Consider the following 16113-nt stretch of genomic DNA (forward strand, 5'->3'; position numbering starts at 1 on the left):
CGGGTGTGATCTGATGAAGCCGCCCCCTGCACCTAGCCGTCGCAGCCTGATCGCCGGCGTCGGGCTCGGCGCTGGTGTGGCGTTGGGTCTGGGGGTGGCCCCGAGCGCGACCAAGGCTCTGCCGGCCGGCGACGCCGAACTTGTCGCCATTGGTGAGCGGCTCGAGGTGGTCTTGGCAGAGTTGTCGTCGCGGATCGACGTTCAGCAGTTCCGTATCGCCACCGCTCATGATGCGGCCAAGAGGGACCCCGCTTGGGCGAGCGCATCTCCGGCGCAGCGGGGCGATCTTCTGAGCCGATACGAGGGTCTGCACGGCGTGGACGATGACGACGCTGACATCGAGGCCCCGGGTTTGGAGCTGGACGCCCTGCGGCGGCGAAGCGAGGCCATTACGGCGACGACCTGGGCGGGGCTGCGCACGAAGGCGCTGTTTGTCGCCCATGCCCATGGGCCGCTGAATGAAGACGCCTCAGAGCTCGCCTCGTTGCTGCGAGACCTGGGGGCGCTGTCCGCCGCCTGATCATTCGTGCGTCTCGCGTGCGTGGGGAAGCTGAGGTCGCCCGACGCCGGACAGGCGGTTTTGGGTCATCAACGCCCCTGCAAGCCCGCAGCAAGCGGCGAACCCGGAGATGTCTATGACCACCCCAGTTCCAAAACTTCTGAACGTAGAGGCCGCAGCAGATCGGCTTGGCGTGTCCAAGTCCTGGCTCGCGCAGAGCCGTTTGTCCGGCAGGGGGCCGGCTTTCACCAAGATCGGCACGCGCTGCTTGTACAACCCGGAAGATCTGACCGCCTGGCTGGCGAGCCGCCGGCGTTCATCTACCTCGCAAGTCGCCGGCCAGTTGGAGGCGCGCTGATGGGAAACGTCAACAAGCCGAAGGCTGAAGACAAGAAGGCCTCCACCGCGCCGAAGGCGAAAGAGTCTGAAGCCCCGCTGGATCCCCGAGCGATCTACGCCCGGCGCGCCCAGCGAGCCAAGGCGGCGGCTTCGTAAAACCCTTCGATCTCAGGCGCTGCCGACGCAGCGCCGACCAGGAGAAAATTCCATGGCTATGCTCAAATTCACGCCCGGTGCAGGGCATTTCGTCCTTTCCGAAGCGAACGGCAATCGCTCTCGCCAACGGATCGTCGTCGGCCCCAACCAGAACCTTCTGGCCGGTCAGGTGATCAGCAAGGTCACGGGATCGGAGGCCTATGTGGCCCTCGATCCCGATGCGACCGACGGCAGTCAGACCGCCGCAGGCATCCTTTACGATGATGTTGAGACTGACACGGAGGCCAAGGCTGCCGTCAGCTTCGAGCGCGATTGCGAGGTGGTGCTGGCGAAACTCGTTTGGCCGGATGGCATCACCGAAATCCAGAAGACGGCCGCCATCGCGGCCCTGTCCGCCAAGGGCATCCATGCCCGGTTCTGACCGCAGCTTCTCAACCGCCACCCACCACAGGAGACATCCGTGACCAAGTCCGACGTGCCCAGATTGCTGGACACCGCCGCCGCGGCTGAGGCCCTCGGCGTCTCGAAGTCCTGGCTCGATAAGAGCCGCATAACCGGCGAGGGGCCGACATTTGTCAGCGTCGGAGGCCGCCGGTTCTACGCGGTCGGCGATCTGAATGCGTGGCTCGACCAGCGCCGCCGCTCTTCAACTTCTGAAACCATCGCCCGAATGAGGCAGCTGCCATGACCATCGACAACCCGCAAATCGTCGTAGAGCGGAAGGCGGCCCTCGCGAGCCTTCGCGAGCGGAGAGCGGCGACGGAAGTCGAGCTTCGGGCGGCCGAGATCGCCGTGGCGAATGCATCGGAGGCTCTGGCCTTTTCAGGCGACGCCAAGGCCATCAAGGCTTTCAATGACGCCAGCTCGAACATGGCTATGCAGCAGGCGCGACTGGTTGCGTTCGACGAGCAGGTCATTCCGCGAGCAGAGGCGGCTGTCACCGAAGCGCAGAGCGCCGAAGCTGAGGCTGGGCGTTGGCGCATTTACGAGGAGGCGAAGGCGGCTGCTGAGGCTGCGGCTGACGATCTTCGTCTCAGTTTTGGTCCGCTGAAAGACGATCTGACGCGCCTTCAGGACGTCATGAGGTCAGCCGCTGCTCTGGTGGAACGGGCCAATGACGACCTGCCGTTCGGAGCTGAAAGGCTGCGCGATCCGGAAGGGAGCGTGCGCGATCAGTGGCCTCGCGGCGTCCATATCCTGAGCGAAGACGAGGAGGATCGTTGGGTCTACAAGGCGACCGGCTACATTGTTCCGGACAGCAAGCTGGATCGCATTGAGCCGCGCGGCCCCTTCGACGGGCTGATCTACACCGGCTCGAGGCCAAGGGCCGCTAGCGTGCGGAACCTGAACAACAGGTCGGAAGTGGTGAAGGTGCGCTGTCGGAAGCGCGAGGTCCTGAGCCAGCTCCGTTGGGTCCAGGGGCGGCGCCTGGCCGCGATCGACCTCGGGCCGTTGACGGTTGAAGCGACCCTAGAGCCGAACATCGAATATGAGCCGATCGATCCGGCCTCAGTCGTGTCGGCGCTCCACCCGATCACCGAGCGTGGCGATGTCGGCGCAGCTGACTGAACACGAAGTTCTGTCCAGGGTGACCTTCGAGCTCTGGGCCTTTGTCGCGGGCGGCCGGCCAGTCTTCGACGAGAAGAGCAAAGGTCCAGGCCAAGGCGTCATCCGGATGGGGGCGAGGGGCGGCGCGTTTCTGCATAAGCGGAAGCGGCCGCCCCAAGCGGTCGAGATCCGACCGTTCGAACGTCTGCTGGTGCGGGCGCGCAAGGGCGACCGTTGGGTCACCTATTGCGTGTTGAGGCCGGCGACATGACGGGCGCCACGAACCGGCGGGTCGACTTCGGCCGGGTGAACGCCGCCGCCCTGCGCAACATCGATGCCGTCGTGCGGGGGCTGCTTCCAAGCGGTCGGCGCGAGGCTAGCGAATGGGTGGCTCACAACCCCAACCGCTCCGACAAGCGCCTGGGGAGCTTCAAGGTGAATCTGATCACCGGGAAGTGGGGCGATTTTTCATCCGGCGATCGCGGCGGCGACCTGGTGAGTCTCGCGGCCTTCGTCACGCGGACGTCGCAGCGCGACGCCTGCATCCGCCTGGCCGAGAGCCTTGGCGTCCATCCTTTCGAATGAGCATCATGAAATCGAGACAGACCTTTTCGCCGGCGCAATGTCGGGCAGGACGCGGGCTTCTGGACTGGAGCGTGGAGGATCTCGCCCGACGTGCAGGGCTTGAGAACGAAGCCGTTGAGCTGTTCGAGCGCGGCGAGGGAGAGTTGTCTGACGAAGAGCGTCTCGCTCTGGGCCGCGCTTTCGGGCAGGCGGACGTCATCGCCAAGGCCGAAGGCGCGGCGGGGGAAGGTGTTCGCTTTCGCTGTCCGAAGTCGCCACTGGGCGCACATGACGAACCGGGTTCGCGCGAGTTCTGGGCATGAGCGCAGATGACGCCTTCGCCCGGGTCGCAGCTGAAGCCGCCCAGGCGCCGACCGCTGCGCCGGCGGCTTCTGACAAGGGAGAGCTCGTGGCGCCGGCGCCCCTCGGCGCGCCAGCCTTGCCGGACGCCTGGCGAGGTGTTGGCAGACCCTCCGCATGCTGGACTTATCGTGATGCGGACGGACGCGTGCTTCGGCACGTGCTGAGGTTCGACACGCCGGAGGGGAAGGACATCCGACCCGTCACCCTCTGGCGCGGTCCAGATGGTCGGTTGAAGTGGAGGTTCGGGGCCGGTGGGGATGCTCGGCCGCTTTACGGGCTGGATCGTCTGGCGGCGCGGCCAGAGGCGGCGGTGCTGGTCGTCGAGGGGGAAAAAGCCGCCGATGCCGCGCAGAAGCGTTTCCCGGAGCTCGTAGCTATAACCTGGCCCGGCGGCAGCAACGCCTTGGGCAAGGTCGACTTGGCCCCGCTTGCGGGCCGCATGGTCGCCATCTGGCCCGACGCGGACGAGCCGGGACGAAAGGCGGGCGAGAGCCTGCGCCGTATGCTGGTGCAGCTCGGGGCAGGGGCGGCAACGGTTCGCCTGCCCGAAGGGCTGCCGAAGGGCTGGGACCTTGCTGATGAATGGCCCTCTGGCCTCACGCCGGCTGTCGCTCAAGCGGCGATCGATGCGGCTTTGCGGGGCGGCCGGAGCGAGACCGTCGCGCCAAGAGGCTTTCGTGGCGATTCCGGCGGCTGGTGGTGGGCTCCCGAGATCGGCGGCAAGGACGGTGATGCGCCGCCTCCGCCCCTATGGCTGTGCGGTCCTTTCCAACTGGCGGCGCTGGCCCGAGATGAGGACGGCCTCGACTGGTCGTTGGTCCTGGACTTCCGCGACATGGACGGTCGCGCCAAGCGCGAGATCATCGGGCGGGCTGAGCTGGCGGGCGATGCGACTGACGTACGGCGCCGGCTGATGGGCGCGGGTCTGGCGATCGCGACTGGTCGCACGGCGCGAGAGCGGCTGCAGGCTCTGCTTGGCATGATGGCGACCTCAGAGCGGGCGCGGCTTGTCTCTTCGGCGGGCTGGAAGAGCGGCGTCTACGTCATGCCGCATCGGTCGGTCGGGGCAGCGGCCGCGACAGAGAGTGTGATTTTTCGGGGGCGATCCGGCGGCACCTATCATGCCGAGGCAGGCAGCTATGACGAGTGGCGTCGGCTGGTGGCGGCGCCTATGGCCGGTAATGCGGTTGGCGCCTTCGCCATGGCAGCTGCATTCGCCGGGCCTCTCATGCGCGATCTGGGCGCCGAGGGTGGAGGCTTTCACCTGAGGGGCGGGTCCTCGACTGCCAAGACGACTGTACTGACGGCGGCCGGCAGCGTCTGCGGCGGCGGCGGGCCGATCGGCTTCCTGCAGACATGGCGGAACACGGACAATGCCCTGGAAGCGGTGGCGTTGGCGCACAATGACGGTTTGCTGGCGCTAGACGAGCTTCGTGCACTCTCTCCGGAGGCAGCCGGTGCGGCTGCCTATGCGCTCGCCACCGGCGCGACGAAGGGCCGATTGCGAGCCGATGCCGAGCTGAGGTCGCGGCCGTCGTGGCGCGTCATGATCCTGTCGACAGGCGAGCTGTCGCTGTCCGATCTGATCCGCCTGACGCGCAGCAAGGACAAGGCCTATGCCGGTCAGGAGCTGCGGTTGATCGACATCGGCGTCGACATGGAGGTCCCGGGGCCCGGCGGAAAAACCATGGGCGCGTGGCATACCATCCATGGGGCTGAATCCCCGGCGGCCTTCTCGGACGCTATCAAGGCCGCGAGCAGCAAGCACTATGGCCATGCCCTGCCGCTATTCATCGAGCGCTACATTTCGCGGCTGCCCGAAATGCGCGCCGCCGCAGCTGAGCTTCAGGCTGCCTTCCTCGCTGACGTCCTAGTCGAGGGGGATCATGGGCAGGCAAGGCGAGGGGCGCAGAGGTTCGCTCTGGTGGCCGCTGCCGGCGAGCTGGCTGCGTTGCTTGACGTCGTGCCTTGGGGGCAAGGCGAGGCGATGCGAGGGGCAGCCATCCTGTTCCGTCGCTGGGCGGCGGCGTTTGGCCGGGATTCGATCCGGGAAGATCGGGAGGCTCTGCTTCGGGTGCGGGCCTTCATCGAGCGGTTTGAAGGGTCGCGGTTCCGCTGGTTGAAGGACGACGTCGGCGAGGCCGAAAGCTATGCGATTGAAGCGGCCGAGCGCGACGGCAAGCCCAGGGAGGGCGAGGCGCGATCGTTGGACGTCGCGGGCTACAAGGGGACGCATGAGGGGCGTGGCCTCGTCTACCACTTCAATCCTGAGTTCATGCGCGGCGATCTGTTTGCGGGCATGGACGCCTCGGCGGCGCTGAAGGCGATCAAGGAGGCAGGTTTCCTCGTCAGCAACGGCGAGTCGGGCCGTCTGACGAACAAGGTGTCGATACCGGGTGTCGGGAAGCGCAACTTCTACAGCATCGCCGCCAGCATCATGGAAGCCGATCTGCATGGCGAGCACGCCTGAGCCGCTCCTGGCGCGGCTCTGGCGAGAGCACCGACCTGAAACAGCGGTCACAGCAACGTCACGTGTAGGGCCGGATGAAGCGCCCGCATGGGCGGATCTGGAGGCCGTCTACCTGTGGCATGAGAGGGTGGCGATCATGACTTTCGACGGAGGTTTACAGCTCGCAGAAGCGCGCCGTCGTACAGCTGTCGAGCTGGGCTATAACCCCACCCTGGAAGCCGAGAAGGCCTTCATCGCTATATGCCGGTTCCCACATTTCCCGGTGGGAACCGGCTAGGTTGGAAGTGTGGGAACCATTTAAAACGTTATATATCAATAACTTGTGTTAATGGTTCCCAGGTTCCCATGGTTCCCTCGTATTTGAATAGACCTACACGCACGGACGCATCATGAGAGGCGGCGGACGGGCAAGGGGGTGACGTTGTTGGGCTCCTCGCGACCCGACACGATGGCCTCTACTTTCGAGCCCCAGGCGGCGAGGGCAGCCTTCCGTTCCGTGCGATACTCGTGACGCTGATAGACACCGACGAGGCCACCTTGCGATCCGGACACGTGGTTGAGGACCCGTTCGACAACGTGCGGCGCGACGCCGAGGGCGGCCATGCCGGTCGCGGCCGTGCGCCGAAGATCGTGCAATCGCCACGTCGAGGCATCGGGTAGTTCCTCGGCCTCCTCGCCGGTGTCCAGTTCAGCTTCCCCCGCTTCCCGCACACGACGGTTCAGCTGACGCTTGGTCGCTGAGAACCCTCGCGCTGCACCTTCGCCTCGGGCAGGGAAGAGGTGAGGGCCAGTTTTCGGAATGTCAGCGATCACGGCCAGAGCCTGATCGCTGAGGTCTACTTCATGGTCACGACCGTTCTTGGTGCGGTCGCCCGGCAGTCGCCAGATGCCGGCATCCAGATCCAGTTCCGCCCAGGTCATGCCCGCCACCTCGGCGCGACGCTGGCCGGTCAGGATCAACAGCTTCACCAGTGGGCCGAACAGACCGCTCAGGCGATCACTTCCCTGCCAGGCCAGCTTGATCTCTTCATCCGTCAGCACGCGCTCTCGAGACTTGGGGCGTGGCGGCGCCCGGAGGCCCTCGCAGGGTGACGTCGTGATGAGGTCACGTTCCAAGCACCAGGAGAACAGCGGGCGCACGGCGGCGAAGGTGGCGCGGGCGATGGCGGGCGAGCGTTTGGTGATGCTGTCGATCAGGTCGGCGACGTCGGCGCGGCGGATGTCGCCGATATGCCGTTCCCCCCACTGTGCGACCGGCCCATGACGGAGCAGGCGCTCTGTCTCCTGCCACGAGCGGTTGCGCTTTGCGCGGAGATCGATGAAGCGCTCGGCCACCGCCCTGAAGGTATCCCGCTGCCGATCGGCCAGCCGAAGAGCTTCGACCTCAGCTGCATCAATCGCCGCCCGTCGTGCGAAGCGGTCAGCCTCCCGAGCGGCGAAGGGATCGCCCGCAAGGTCAACCTGGGCCAGAAGCCGCTTGGCCTCTGACCGGGCCTGATCCACCGTCCAGGGCTTGCCGTGATGACCAATGGTGATGCGCCGGGTCTTCGGGGGCTCTCCAGCTACTGCACGAGACCGGTACTGGATGAGATAAATCCGCGAACCGGAAGGCGTCACGCGCAGGCCAAAGCGGCTGAGCTGGGCATCCCAGCAATAGATATCCTTGACCCCGGGGGAGACGGCTTCGACGGAAGTCTTGGTGAGTTTGAGCGTGGCCATCAGATGCTTATCGGGATGAGGGATGCGGCCTCGATAAGCACCTGATAAGCAGCGTGCGTCAAACCCGATGCATCTCTGTGCAAGCGGGGGAAAGTTAAGTTATTGATTTATATTACTACGTGAAACGTAGTGCGAACAAATCTAATATCGTGCAACGATAATCCTGCTTGACGAGGTCAGGGGTTCGACTCCCCTCGGCTCCACCAGGGCTTTCCAGACAATCTGATGTGAGCACAAGCGCGCGGAGCGCGCTCAGTTCTCGCGGTAGAAGTTGCAATACCAGTCGACGAAACGGCCGACGCCGTCTTCGACAGGGGTCGAGGGGGCGTAGTCGAGGGCGGCCAGGGTGTCGGTGACGTCAGCCTCGGTATTGGCCACGTCGCCGTCCTGCATGGGCATGAGGTTGAGCTTGGCCTTGCGGTTCAGTTTTTCCTCCAGAACCTCGATGTAGCGCATCAGGGCGACGGGGCGACCGGCGCCCAGGTTGAGGATGCGCCAGGGGGCGACACCGCTGGTGGCGGGGTTGGGGGCCTTGGCGTCCCAGGCCGGGTCGATGGCGGCGGGGCGGTCGAGCGCGGCGATCACGCCGGTGACGATGTCGTCGACATAGGTGAAGTCGCGGCTCATCTTGCCCTCGCCGTAGACGTCGATGGGCTCGTCCTTGAGGATGGCGCGGGTGAATTTGAACAGGGCCATGTCCGGGCGGCCCCATGGTCCATAGACGGTGAAGAAGCGCAGGCCCGTGGCCGGGAAGCCGAACAGGTGGGCGTAGGAATGGGCCATGGCCTCATTGGCCAGCTTGGTCGCCGCATAGACGGTCAGCGGATGGTCGGCCGGGTCGCGCACCGAGAACGGCAGGGCGGCGTTGGCGCCGAAGACCGAGCTGGTCGAGGCGAAGACGAGGTTGGCGGCCTTCACCGCGCGGCAGCCCTCGAGAATGCTGAGGAAGCCGACGACGTTGGAATCCACATAGGTCTCGGGCGCTTCCAGGCTGTAGCGGACCCCGGCCTGGGCGGCGAGGTGGACGACGCGGCGCGGGGCGTGCTCGGTGAACAGGGCGGCGACGCCTTCGCGGTCGGCCAGGTCGAGCGTGTGATGGCGATAGTTCGGATGTTCCTGTAGCAGGGCCAAACGAGCCTGCTTCAGCGCCGGGTCGTAATAGGCGTTGAGGTTGTCCAGGCCGATGACCGTCTCGCCGCGCGCCAGCAGCCGCCGGGCGGTGTGAAAGCCGATGAAGCCGGCCGAGCCGGTGACGAGGACGGGATCGTGGGACATCAGGCTGCGATAGACGTTTGAACGGGGTTTCGCCAGCGGGGCGCGGTCAAGGTAGGGCCTCGGCCACGGCGGGGGTCGGCTCGGCAAGGCGGGCGGCGAGGTTGAAGCCGCAAGCCAGGATCAGACAGGCGGCGGCGCCGATCAGCAACGGGCGGATCGTGCCGACGGGCGGGCTGAGCGGGCGCAGGAACAGAAGGGCCAACAGACCGATCAGGGCCAGGGCGCCGGGCAGGTCCATGCCGACACCGAGGAAGACGAAGTGGCCTATGCCCATCAGCCAGGCGCCGCCCAGCAGGCCCGCGACGGCCGGCGGGATCAAACTGGCCGGACGGATCAGGCCGGGGCTGATCAGGGCGGCGAGGGCGGCGGCGGCGGCGGCCAGCAGGGCGGGCCAGACGAACAGCAGGGCGGCCTCGGGTGCGGCGCCCTGAACCACGCAACCCAGCAGGAAGACGAGGGCGATCAGGCCCAGCCAGCCGCCCCAGGTCGAGGTCGGCTTCTTGACCGGCCAGAGCGACAGGCCGGCGGCGATGACGCCCGCTCCGAGCAGGATCGGGCTGAAGCCGCCGATCAGCAGGACCAGCAGGGTCAGGACGGCGCCCGCCCCGGCGAACACGCGCGGACGCGACCGGCGCGCGCCGGTCAGGAACAGCAGGGTCAGGGCCAGAATGGTCAGGACGGCGCCCGCCTCCATCCACGGCAGGCGGCGCAAAAGGACGTAGTAGGTCTCAGACGAGGCGGCGCGGCTCGACATCGGTCCGGCCAGCAGGCGCACCGCCTGGGCCAGCACCAGTCCTGCGGAGAGAAACCACAGACCGTCCAGCAGGCCGCGTCCGACCTGTGCGGCGTTCAGGCCGGCCGCACGACGGGCGCGCCAGGCGGCGAAACCGCCGAACAGGGCGGTCAGGCCCAGCAGAAGCCATCCCATGACCGCCGAATGGCTGAGCATCAGGCGACCGAAGACGTCCGCATAGACGGTGTTCGGTCCCTTGGCGGGCAGGGCGGGGGCGCGGACCAGGGCGTCGGCGGCCTCCAGCGCCTGCGAACCGAGATGCTGCAGGGCGCCCTGGTCGAGGTTCTCGGGGGTGGCGTCGGCGGAGTGATACTGGGCCGGGCGGCCGATGAAGGCGAAGTTCAGCCCGCCGATCCCGCGATCCTTGGGGATGGTGAAGTCGGTGCCGTTGGGCATCTGCTCGTACATGAAGACGGCGAGCGAGGTGGCGGTGGTCCCGCCGTCGGCGCGGGCGGCGGCGCGGCGGAACAGGTCGACGGTGGGGCCGGCCTCGCGTCCGGTCTCGAACATGGCGGCGCGACCGCCGCCGCCGCGCGCCTCCAGATTGACCACCGAACCGATGCGGTCGCGCAGCGGATGGCCGCCAAAGAAGATGCGGGCGCCGTCCAGGTTCAGTTCCTCGGCGTCGGTCAGCAGGACGACCAGATCGCGCTCAATAGGGCCGCGGGCCTTGATGGCGCGCACGGCCTCCAGCACAGCGCCGACGCCGGTGGAATCGTCGGCCGCGCCGGGCGACCCGACCACGGTGTCATAGTGGGCCATCAGCATGACGGCGGGCTGGCTTCGGTCTTTTCCGGGCAGGACGCCGATCAGATTGATCGCCTGATTGTCCGCCGCATCGGGATCGCCGCCGGCCTTTTTCAGGCGCTGGATCGAACCGGGCGACAGCGGCCCGGTCTGTTCCTGGGGCGACAGGCCCAGTTGGGTCATTCGGGCGGTCAGATAGGCGCGGACGCGGGCGTGCTCGCGCGAGCCGACGGGGTGCGGGGCGCGAGCGATTTGTTCGATGTCGGTCATGGCCCGCGTGGCCGAGAAGGCGGCGGCGGGCGCATCAAGGGGGCGGGGCCTAGGCGCCTGGGTGGTCCAGACGGCCAGCAAGAAGGCGAGCGTCAGCGATCCGAACAGCAGGGCCAGCCGCATGTGAAAGATCCTCCCCGATCCGGGAGGCAGTAGGGCCAAGGTCGCGCCGGATGGCAAGAGGGCGGCGACAGGTCTCCCCGCCGCCGCCCTCTGATCGCCTTCGCCGGATCGGCTTAGAAGCGCTTCGACAGCTCCACGCCGTACATGCGCGGCTCGTTGACGAAGGCCGTCAGGTTGTTGAAGTCGATGGCACCGATGACATTGGCCTCGTCCGTGATGTTGCGGACATAGACGGCCGCCTCGAGACCCTGGTTCAGGTCGCGCCAGCCTGCGCGCAGGCCGCCTTCGAAGTTGGCAGCCTGACGGAACTCGACCGCCTCATACAGGAAGAGGTTGAAGTCCTTCTGCATCACCCAGTCGGTCGAGGCGAACAGTTCCTGGTCGTCGCCGATGGGACGGACGTAGGACAGGGTCAGGTTGGCCGAATACTCCGGCGCCTGGGGGAAGGGGTTGCCGTCGATGGCGGCGCGATCGGTGGCGCCGACCTTCACGATCGGATCAGTGATGGTGCACAGGTGGTTGCCGCAGATGGCGACCAGCAGGTCCTTGTCCTTGATCTCGGTGTGGTTCCAGGCCAGGCCGCCGGCCAGGGTGAAGCCCGCGCCCAGATAGACGTCGCCGTCGATTTCCAGGCCATAGCCTTGGCCCTTGTCGGCGTTGATCAGGCGGTTGGAGTTGTCGATGCCGCCGATGGCGGTGAACTGCATGTCCTCGACGTTATAGAGGTAGGCGGTGGCGTTCAGGCGCGCGCGGCCGTTCCACAGACGCGACTTGAGGCCTGCCTCGTAGGACATGACGGTTTCAGAATCCGCCGTGGTCAGGACCGGCAGGTTACGGCCCTGGATCGACGGACCGCGATAGCCGCTGGCCACGCGGGCGAACAGGTTCAGGCTGTCGTTGACCTCATAGAGCGCGCTGACGTCCCAGCTGACCTTTTCGTCGCCAACCGAGACCTGGCCTTTGGCGTTGGCGGGCGTGCCGACCGTGATGCGGCCGTGATAGTCGCGGCTGTCGTCGGTGTAGCGCAGGCCGCCGGTCAGCTTCAGCGCCTCGGTGACCTGATAGTTGGCCTGACCGAAGATCGACCAGGAGTCCGACTTCTGCACGATGTCGGTGACCTTGATCGGCATCAGGCCGCCCGTGCCGTTGAAGGTGCCCGACACCAGGTTGATGCGCTCATCCCAGTAGAAGGCGCCGACCTGCCAGCCCAGACGCCCCTCGCCGTTGGAGGCCAGGCGCAGTTCATAGGTGTTCTGCAGCAGGTCGCTGGACAGGGTGCCGGACTCGACGTTGAACGGGGTCTTGTAGCCCGAGCCTGCGGGGGCCGAGGCCACGCCGCCGTCGATGTCGCCGTCGCCCTGGCTCCAGCCCTGGAAGGAGCCGACGACGCCGGTCAGGGTCGCCGGACCGAAGTCATAGGCGACCTGCAGCGACTGCGAGGTGGTCTGCTGTTTCTGGAAATTGTTGCGGCCGCCGTCGTAATAGACGGTGTCGCGGTCGAAGTTGTCGTTCAGCTTGTTCGAGCCCTTGGTCAGAACATTGGCGCGGTTCATCGTGCCCGTGCCCTCATAGTCGCGGGCCTGCAGGGTCAGCAGGGTCGACAGACGGTCGGTCGGGGTCCAGGCGACGTGGATGCGGCCGGCGAAGTCGTCGAAGGAGCCGAGGTCCTTGCCGTCCTTCTTGGCGAAGGGGGCGTCATAGGCGTTGTTGATATAGTCGTCGCGGTGGTTCCACAGAGCCGCCACGCGGACCGACAGGGTGTCGGAGGCGGGGAGGGTCACGGCGGCTTCGGCGCGCGTCGAGCCGTAGTTGCCATAGGTCAGCGAGCCGTAGCCGGTGAAGTCGTCGCCGGGCTTGGTCGTGTCGATCTTGATGACGCCGGCCGGGGTGTTGCGGCCGAACAGGGTGCCTTGCGGTCCACGCAGCACTTCCAGCTGCTTGACGTCGAACAGGGGGAAGCCCTTCAGATAGACGCTCTCCAGCACCAGGTCGTCCATCACCATCGACACCGGCTGCGAGGCGGTGAAGTCGAAGTCCACATTGCCGAGGCCGCGGATGTAGAAGCGCGGGGCGTAGCGGCCGTTCGAGCTTTCGACCTGCAGGCTGGGCACGCGGCCCGACAGGCTGAGGATGTCGGCGCCGCCGGCCGAGATGGCGGTCAGGGTCTCGGTGTTCATCGCCGTGACGGCGAAGGGCACGTCGCGGATGTTCTCGCTGCGGCGCTGGGCGGTGACGATGATTTCATCGACGCTGACGGCCTGCTCGGCGGCGTCAGAGGTTTGGGCCATGGCGGGGGCGGCGATGAGCAGGGCGAGGCTGCTGGCCGAGACGACGAGCGCGGTGAAGCGAGGGGACATGGGGGGAGGGTCCTCGTTGAAACTGGCCGAGGGCCTAGGTCTGCGGCGACGCTTTTGCCAGTCTCGAGAAGGCCGCTTCGATGAAGCTTTCACGACACGGACACGGTGGCGGAAAACTCGTCGGTTCGGCAGCGGCCGTCGGCGGCGGCGCTATTGTGCGGCGCAATGTCTCATGCGAAACGGCGGGGCTGCGCCGCCTGTTTTCGGTGAAATTTCCCTGAATGCGCCAGGCGCGACTGACAGGGACGCCCCATGACGATCACCCCCCTTCATCGCCGCCGTTTCTTCCAGCTGATGGCGGTGGCCGCCGCTGCGCCGGGTCTGGGCGCCCTGACCGGCGTGTCGGATGCGCGTGTTCTGGGTCGGGTTCTGGCCATGTCGGACCTGCATTCGGCCTATGAGCGGACGGGCCAACTTCTGGCCGCGCTGGAGGCCGAGATCGCCGGATCGGACATTCCGCACTTGATCGCCATCGACGGCGACATCTTCGAGCACGGCAATGTCATCTCGGTGCGGTCGGGCGGGGCAATCGACTGGGCCTTCCTGGGCGAACTGCCGAAGCTGGCGCCCACGGTGGTCAATCTGGGCAACCACGACAACGACCTGACGCCGGACCTGCATGAGGTGGTGGCGCGGATGCGGGCGCTGGGGATCGTCGTCGTCAGCAATATCGTCGATGCGCGCGATGGCCGATCCTATGCCGACGCCGTCGTCACCCTGCCCTGGGGCGGGCGGTCGCTGCGCATCGTCGGGGCGGGCACGAACGCGCTGAACACCTATCCCAAGGCCAGTCGCGACTGGCTGTCGATCCCCGAGCCGGGCGATTGGGCAAAGACCCATCTGGCCCGCCTGCTGGACGGCGCCGACCTGATGCTGGTGATGAGCCATGCCGGGGTGGCCGGGGATCGCGACATCCTGCCCCTGCTGCCCGACGGCGCCCTGATGATCGGCGGGCACAACCATCTTTTGTTCCAGCACCAACAGGGGCGCAGCGCCTATGCCCACACCGGGTCGTGGAGCAACGCCTATACGACGGCGACCCTGTTTGAGGACGGGCGGATCGCCGTGGAATCGACCCCGGTGGACCTGACCGCCGCGCCGTCGCCGCGCCTCGCCGATCTGATCGCCATGACCCTGGCGACGCACCTGACGGACGCGGAAAAGACGGTTCTGGGTGTGAGCCCGCGCGCCCTGAGTCTGGGCGAGACGGGCCGGGCGGCAGCCGCCGCCATGGCCAGGGCGACTGGCGCGGACGCCGGCTTCATCGGTCACACCACCCTGGGGACCGGCCTGCCGGCGGGGGATGTGACGCGCTACGCGTTTGACGCCGTGGTGCGGTTCGACGGCAAGCTTATGACGGCGGAGGTCACGCCCGAACGACTGGCGGATTTCATGGCGCGGGCCAACCAGGATCGGCCCATGCCCTTGGCCGAGCGCAGCGGCGACTTCCTCTATGGATCGGCGGGCGGGCTGGACGGCAAGGCGACGGCGCGCCTGGTCACCACCGACTGGTGCGCCATGAACCAGGCCGAGTATTTCGGGACGACGGACCTGGTCTTCAGCGAAGCGCCGGACTTGCGGGTCAAGGCCGTGACGGCCGAGGGGCTGCTGGCGGTCTAGGCGGCGCGACGTAGGGCCGAGGGGGCCTTCACATAGAGACCCTTGCGACCGGCGACGGGGCGGAAGGCGACGCTGTCACTCTCGGGCCGTTCGTCGAGGCCGAGGAAGAGGCAGCCGTCATCGACCAGCCGCCGCTCCAGCATGTCCAGCACCTGGGCGCGCCGGGCCGGCTCCAGATCGCCCAGCACGTGACGGCAGAAGATGACGTCGAACCGGCCCTCGTCGGCCGGCTCATCCAGCAGGTTGGCGCGCTCGAATTTCACCGTGCTGCGCAGTTCAGGGCGGGCGCGCCAGCAGTCGTCGGTCTGTTCGAACCAGCGCAGCATGGTGCGGGCCGACAGGCCGCGCTGGATCTCGAAGGAGGTGTAGAGGCCCGACGCCCCCTTCTCGATCGCCTGACGCGACAGGTCTGTGGCCACGATCTCGACGTCGGCGCTGTTCTCCAGCGCGGCGATCGCCAGGGCGTAGGCCTCTTGTCCGGTCGAGGCTCCGGCGGACCACAGCCGCACCTTGCCGCCGGGGCGGGCGGCGGTCAGGGCGGGCATCAGTTCGCGCGAAAAGACGTCGAAAACGGCGCGGTCGCGGCGGAACCAGGTTTCGCCGTTCAACAGGGCCTCGATCACCGCCCAGCCCAGCGAGGCGACCGGCTGGCTCCACAAGGTCGCCAGCATGGCCTCGACGTTATGATAGCCTTCGCGGCGCGCCACCGGCCCTAGCCGATGCTCGGCCAGATGCATCCGATCACGAGTCAGCCGAAAGCCGGCGCGTGACGCCACCAGGCTCTGAAGACGATCGAAATCCTCCGGCGTCATGACGGCGACTGAACAGCTCCCACTTCGGCGAGTTTGGAATGAAGGATCTCGCCGTCAAAGGGCTTCATAACATAATCGTCGGCCCCTGCGGACAGGGCTTCTGCAATCCGCTCCGCGCGGGTCTCGATGGTGCAGAATAGGACCTTGGGCGCGCGGCCGCCGGGCAGGTCGCGCAGGCGGCGCAGGAAGGACAGGCCGTCCATCACCGGCATCTGCCAGTCCAGCAGCACCACATGGGGCATGGCTCCCATGCAATAGGTCAGGGCCTCGGCGCCGTCGGCGGCTTCATCGACCTCGAAGCCCAGGTCCTCGAGGATACGGCGCGCGACCTTGCGGATGATCCGGCTGTCGTCAACGATCAGGCAGGTCTTGGGGTCCAAGGGCTTCATCCCGTAGCGCGAAACGAAAGCGCGCGTCGCGCCATGATCGTTCCTGGGGGTTAATGGACGATTGGAGGT

The 16113-nt window shown here is 66.8% G+C and carries 17 protein-coding genes and 1 tRNA gene; 12 read left to right on the forward strand and 6 right to left on the reverse strand.

Annotated features, from left to right (window positions below; translation table 11 throughout):
- Positions 1-13: 13 nt before the first annotated feature.
- The 10 genes from CQ039_RS13700 (at position 14) to CQ039_RS13740 (ending at position 5939) form a co-directional block, all read left to right on the forward strand.
- Entirely contained in the window at positions 14-520 is a 507-nt protein-coding gene (locus CQ039_RS13700) for a hypothetical protein (protein ID WP_146112374.1), read from the forward strand.
- A 115-nt stretch (positions 521-635) separates the two neighbouring features.
- The gene (locus CQ039_RS13705; RefSeq protein WP_105564164.1) at positions 636-857 is read left to right on the forward strand and encodes an AlpA family transcriptional regulator; all 222 of its coding nucleotides are present in this window, start codon (positions 636-638) and stop codon (positions 855-857) included.
- A complete protein-coding gene (locus CQ039_RS16645; RefSeq protein ID WP_158256034.1) occupies positions 857-994 on the forward strand; it encodes a hypothetical protein in 138 nt (45 codons plus the stop codon). The genes CQ039_RS13705 and CQ039_RS16645 overlap by 1 nt, the downstream gene beginning before the upstream one ends.
- Before the next feature lie 52 nt (positions 995-1046).
- Positions 1047-1415: a head decoration protein gene (locus tag CQ039_RS13710; protein ID WP_105564163.1), complete on the forward strand. Its 369-nt coding sequence runs from the start codon at positions 1047-1049 to the stop codon at positions 1413-1415.
- Between the two features lie 39 nt (positions 1416-1454).
- Positions 1455-1682, forward strand: a complete 228-nt coding sequence (locus tag CQ039_RS13715) for an AlpA family transcriptional regulator (RefSeq protein ID WP_105564162.1) — start codon at positions 1455-1457, stop codon at positions 1680-1682.
- Complete coding sequence (locus CQ039_RS13720; RefSeq protein ID WP_105564161.1) at positions 1679-2563, forward strand: hypothetical protein; 885 nt, start codon at positions 1679-1681, stop codon at positions 2561-2563. Before CQ039_RS13715 ends, CQ039_RS13720 begins: the two co-directional genes overlap by 4 nt.
- On the forward strand, positions 2544-2813 hold the full coding sequence (locus CQ039_RS13725) for a hypothetical protein (RefSeq protein ID WP_105564160.1): 270 nt from the start codon (positions 2544-2546) through the stop codon (positions 2811-2813). Before CQ039_RS13720 ends, CQ039_RS13725 begins: the two co-directional genes overlap by 20 nt.
- Entirely contained in the window at positions 2810-3127 is a 318-nt protein-coding gene (locus CQ039_RS13730) for a hypothetical protein (protein WP_105564159.1), read from the forward strand. The genes CQ039_RS13725 and CQ039_RS13730 overlap by 4 nt, the downstream gene beginning before the upstream one ends.
- Positions 3124-3429 (forward strand): transcriptional regulator, encoded by a 306-nt coding sequence (locus CQ039_RS13735; RefSeq protein WP_105564158.1) that lies wholly within the window; start codon positions 3124-3126, stop codon positions 3427-3429. The genes CQ039_RS13730 and CQ039_RS13735 overlap by 4 nt, the downstream gene beginning before the upstream one ends.
- Positions 3430-3779: 350 nt before the next feature.
- Complete coding sequence (locus CQ039_RS13740; RefSeq protein WP_158256008.1) at positions 3780-5939, forward strand: DUF927 domain-containing protein; 2160 nt, start codon at positions 3780-3782, stop codon at positions 5937-5939.
- 387 nt (positions 5940-6326) lie between these two features.
- Here CQ039_RS13740 and CQ039_RS13745 read toward each other — a convergent pair whose 3' ends face one another.
- A complete protein-coding gene (locus CQ039_RS13745; protein WP_105564156.1) occupies positions 6327-7658 on the reverse strand; it encodes a site-specific integrase in 1332 nt (443 codons plus the stop codon).
- 88 nt (positions 7659-7746) lie between these two features.
- On the opposite strand from CQ039_RS13745, the gene CQ039_RS16650 reads away from it, so the two are divergent.
- Positions 7747-7864: transfer RNA gene (locus CQ039_RS16650), tRNA-OTHER, on the forward strand.
- A 46-nt stretch (positions 7865-7910) separates the two neighbouring features.
- Here the strand turns inward: CQ039_RS16650 and CQ039_RS13750 are convergent.
- The 3 genes from CQ039_RS13750 to CQ039_RS13760 all read right to left on the reverse strand — a co-directional run bounded on the left by CQ039_RS13750 (position 7911) and on the right by CQ039_RS13760 (position 13223).
- Positions 7911-8933, reverse strand: coding sequence for an NAD-dependent epimerase (locus CQ039_RS13750; RefSeq protein ID WP_105564155.1), 1023 nt, complete (start codon positions 8931-8933; stop codon positions 7911-7913).
- 46 nt (positions 8934-8979) lie between these two features.
- Positions 8980-10866: a M28 family peptidase gene (locus tag CQ039_RS13755; RefSeq protein WP_105564154.1), complete on the reverse strand. Its 1887-nt coding sequence runs from the start codon at positions 10864-10866 to the stop codon at positions 8980-8982.
- A gap of 113 nt (positions 10867-10979) precedes the next feature.
- Complete coding sequence (locus CQ039_RS13760; protein ID WP_105564153.1) at positions 10980-13223, reverse strand: TonB-dependent receptor; 2244 nt, start codon at positions 13221-13223, stop codon at positions 10980-10982.
- Between the two features lie 252 nt (positions 13224-13475).
- Between CQ039_RS13760 and CQ039_RS13765 the strand changes: the two genes are divergently transcribed.
- Positions 13476-14843, forward strand: a complete 1368-nt coding sequence (locus CQ039_RS13765; protein WP_105564152.1) for a metallophosphoesterase — start codon at positions 13476-13478, stop codon at positions 14841-14843.
- Here CQ039_RS13765 and CQ039_RS13770 read toward each other — a convergent pair.
- Both CQ039_RS13770 and CQ039_RS13775 read right to left on the reverse strand, forming a co-directional pair.
- Positions 14840-15655, reverse strand: coding sequence for a protein-glutamate O-methyltransferase CheR (locus CQ039_RS13770; RefSeq protein WP_105564151.1), 816 nt, complete (start codon positions 15653-15655; stop codon positions 14840-14842). The genes CQ039_RS13765 and CQ039_RS13770 overlap by 4 nt on opposite strands.
- Positions 15652-16044 (reverse strand): response regulator, encoded by a 393-nt coding sequence (locus CQ039_RS13775; protein WP_199183658.1) that lies wholly within the window; start codon positions 16042-16044, stop codon positions 15652-15654. The genes CQ039_RS13770 and CQ039_RS13775 overlap by 4 nt, the downstream gene beginning before the upstream one ends.
- Positions 16045-16113: the final 69 nt, after the last annotated feature.

Source organism: Brevundimonas sp. MYb52 (assembly GCF_002979535.1).
GTDB lineage: Bacteria > Pseudomonadota > Alphaproteobacteria > Caulobacterales > Caulobacteraceae > Brevundimonas.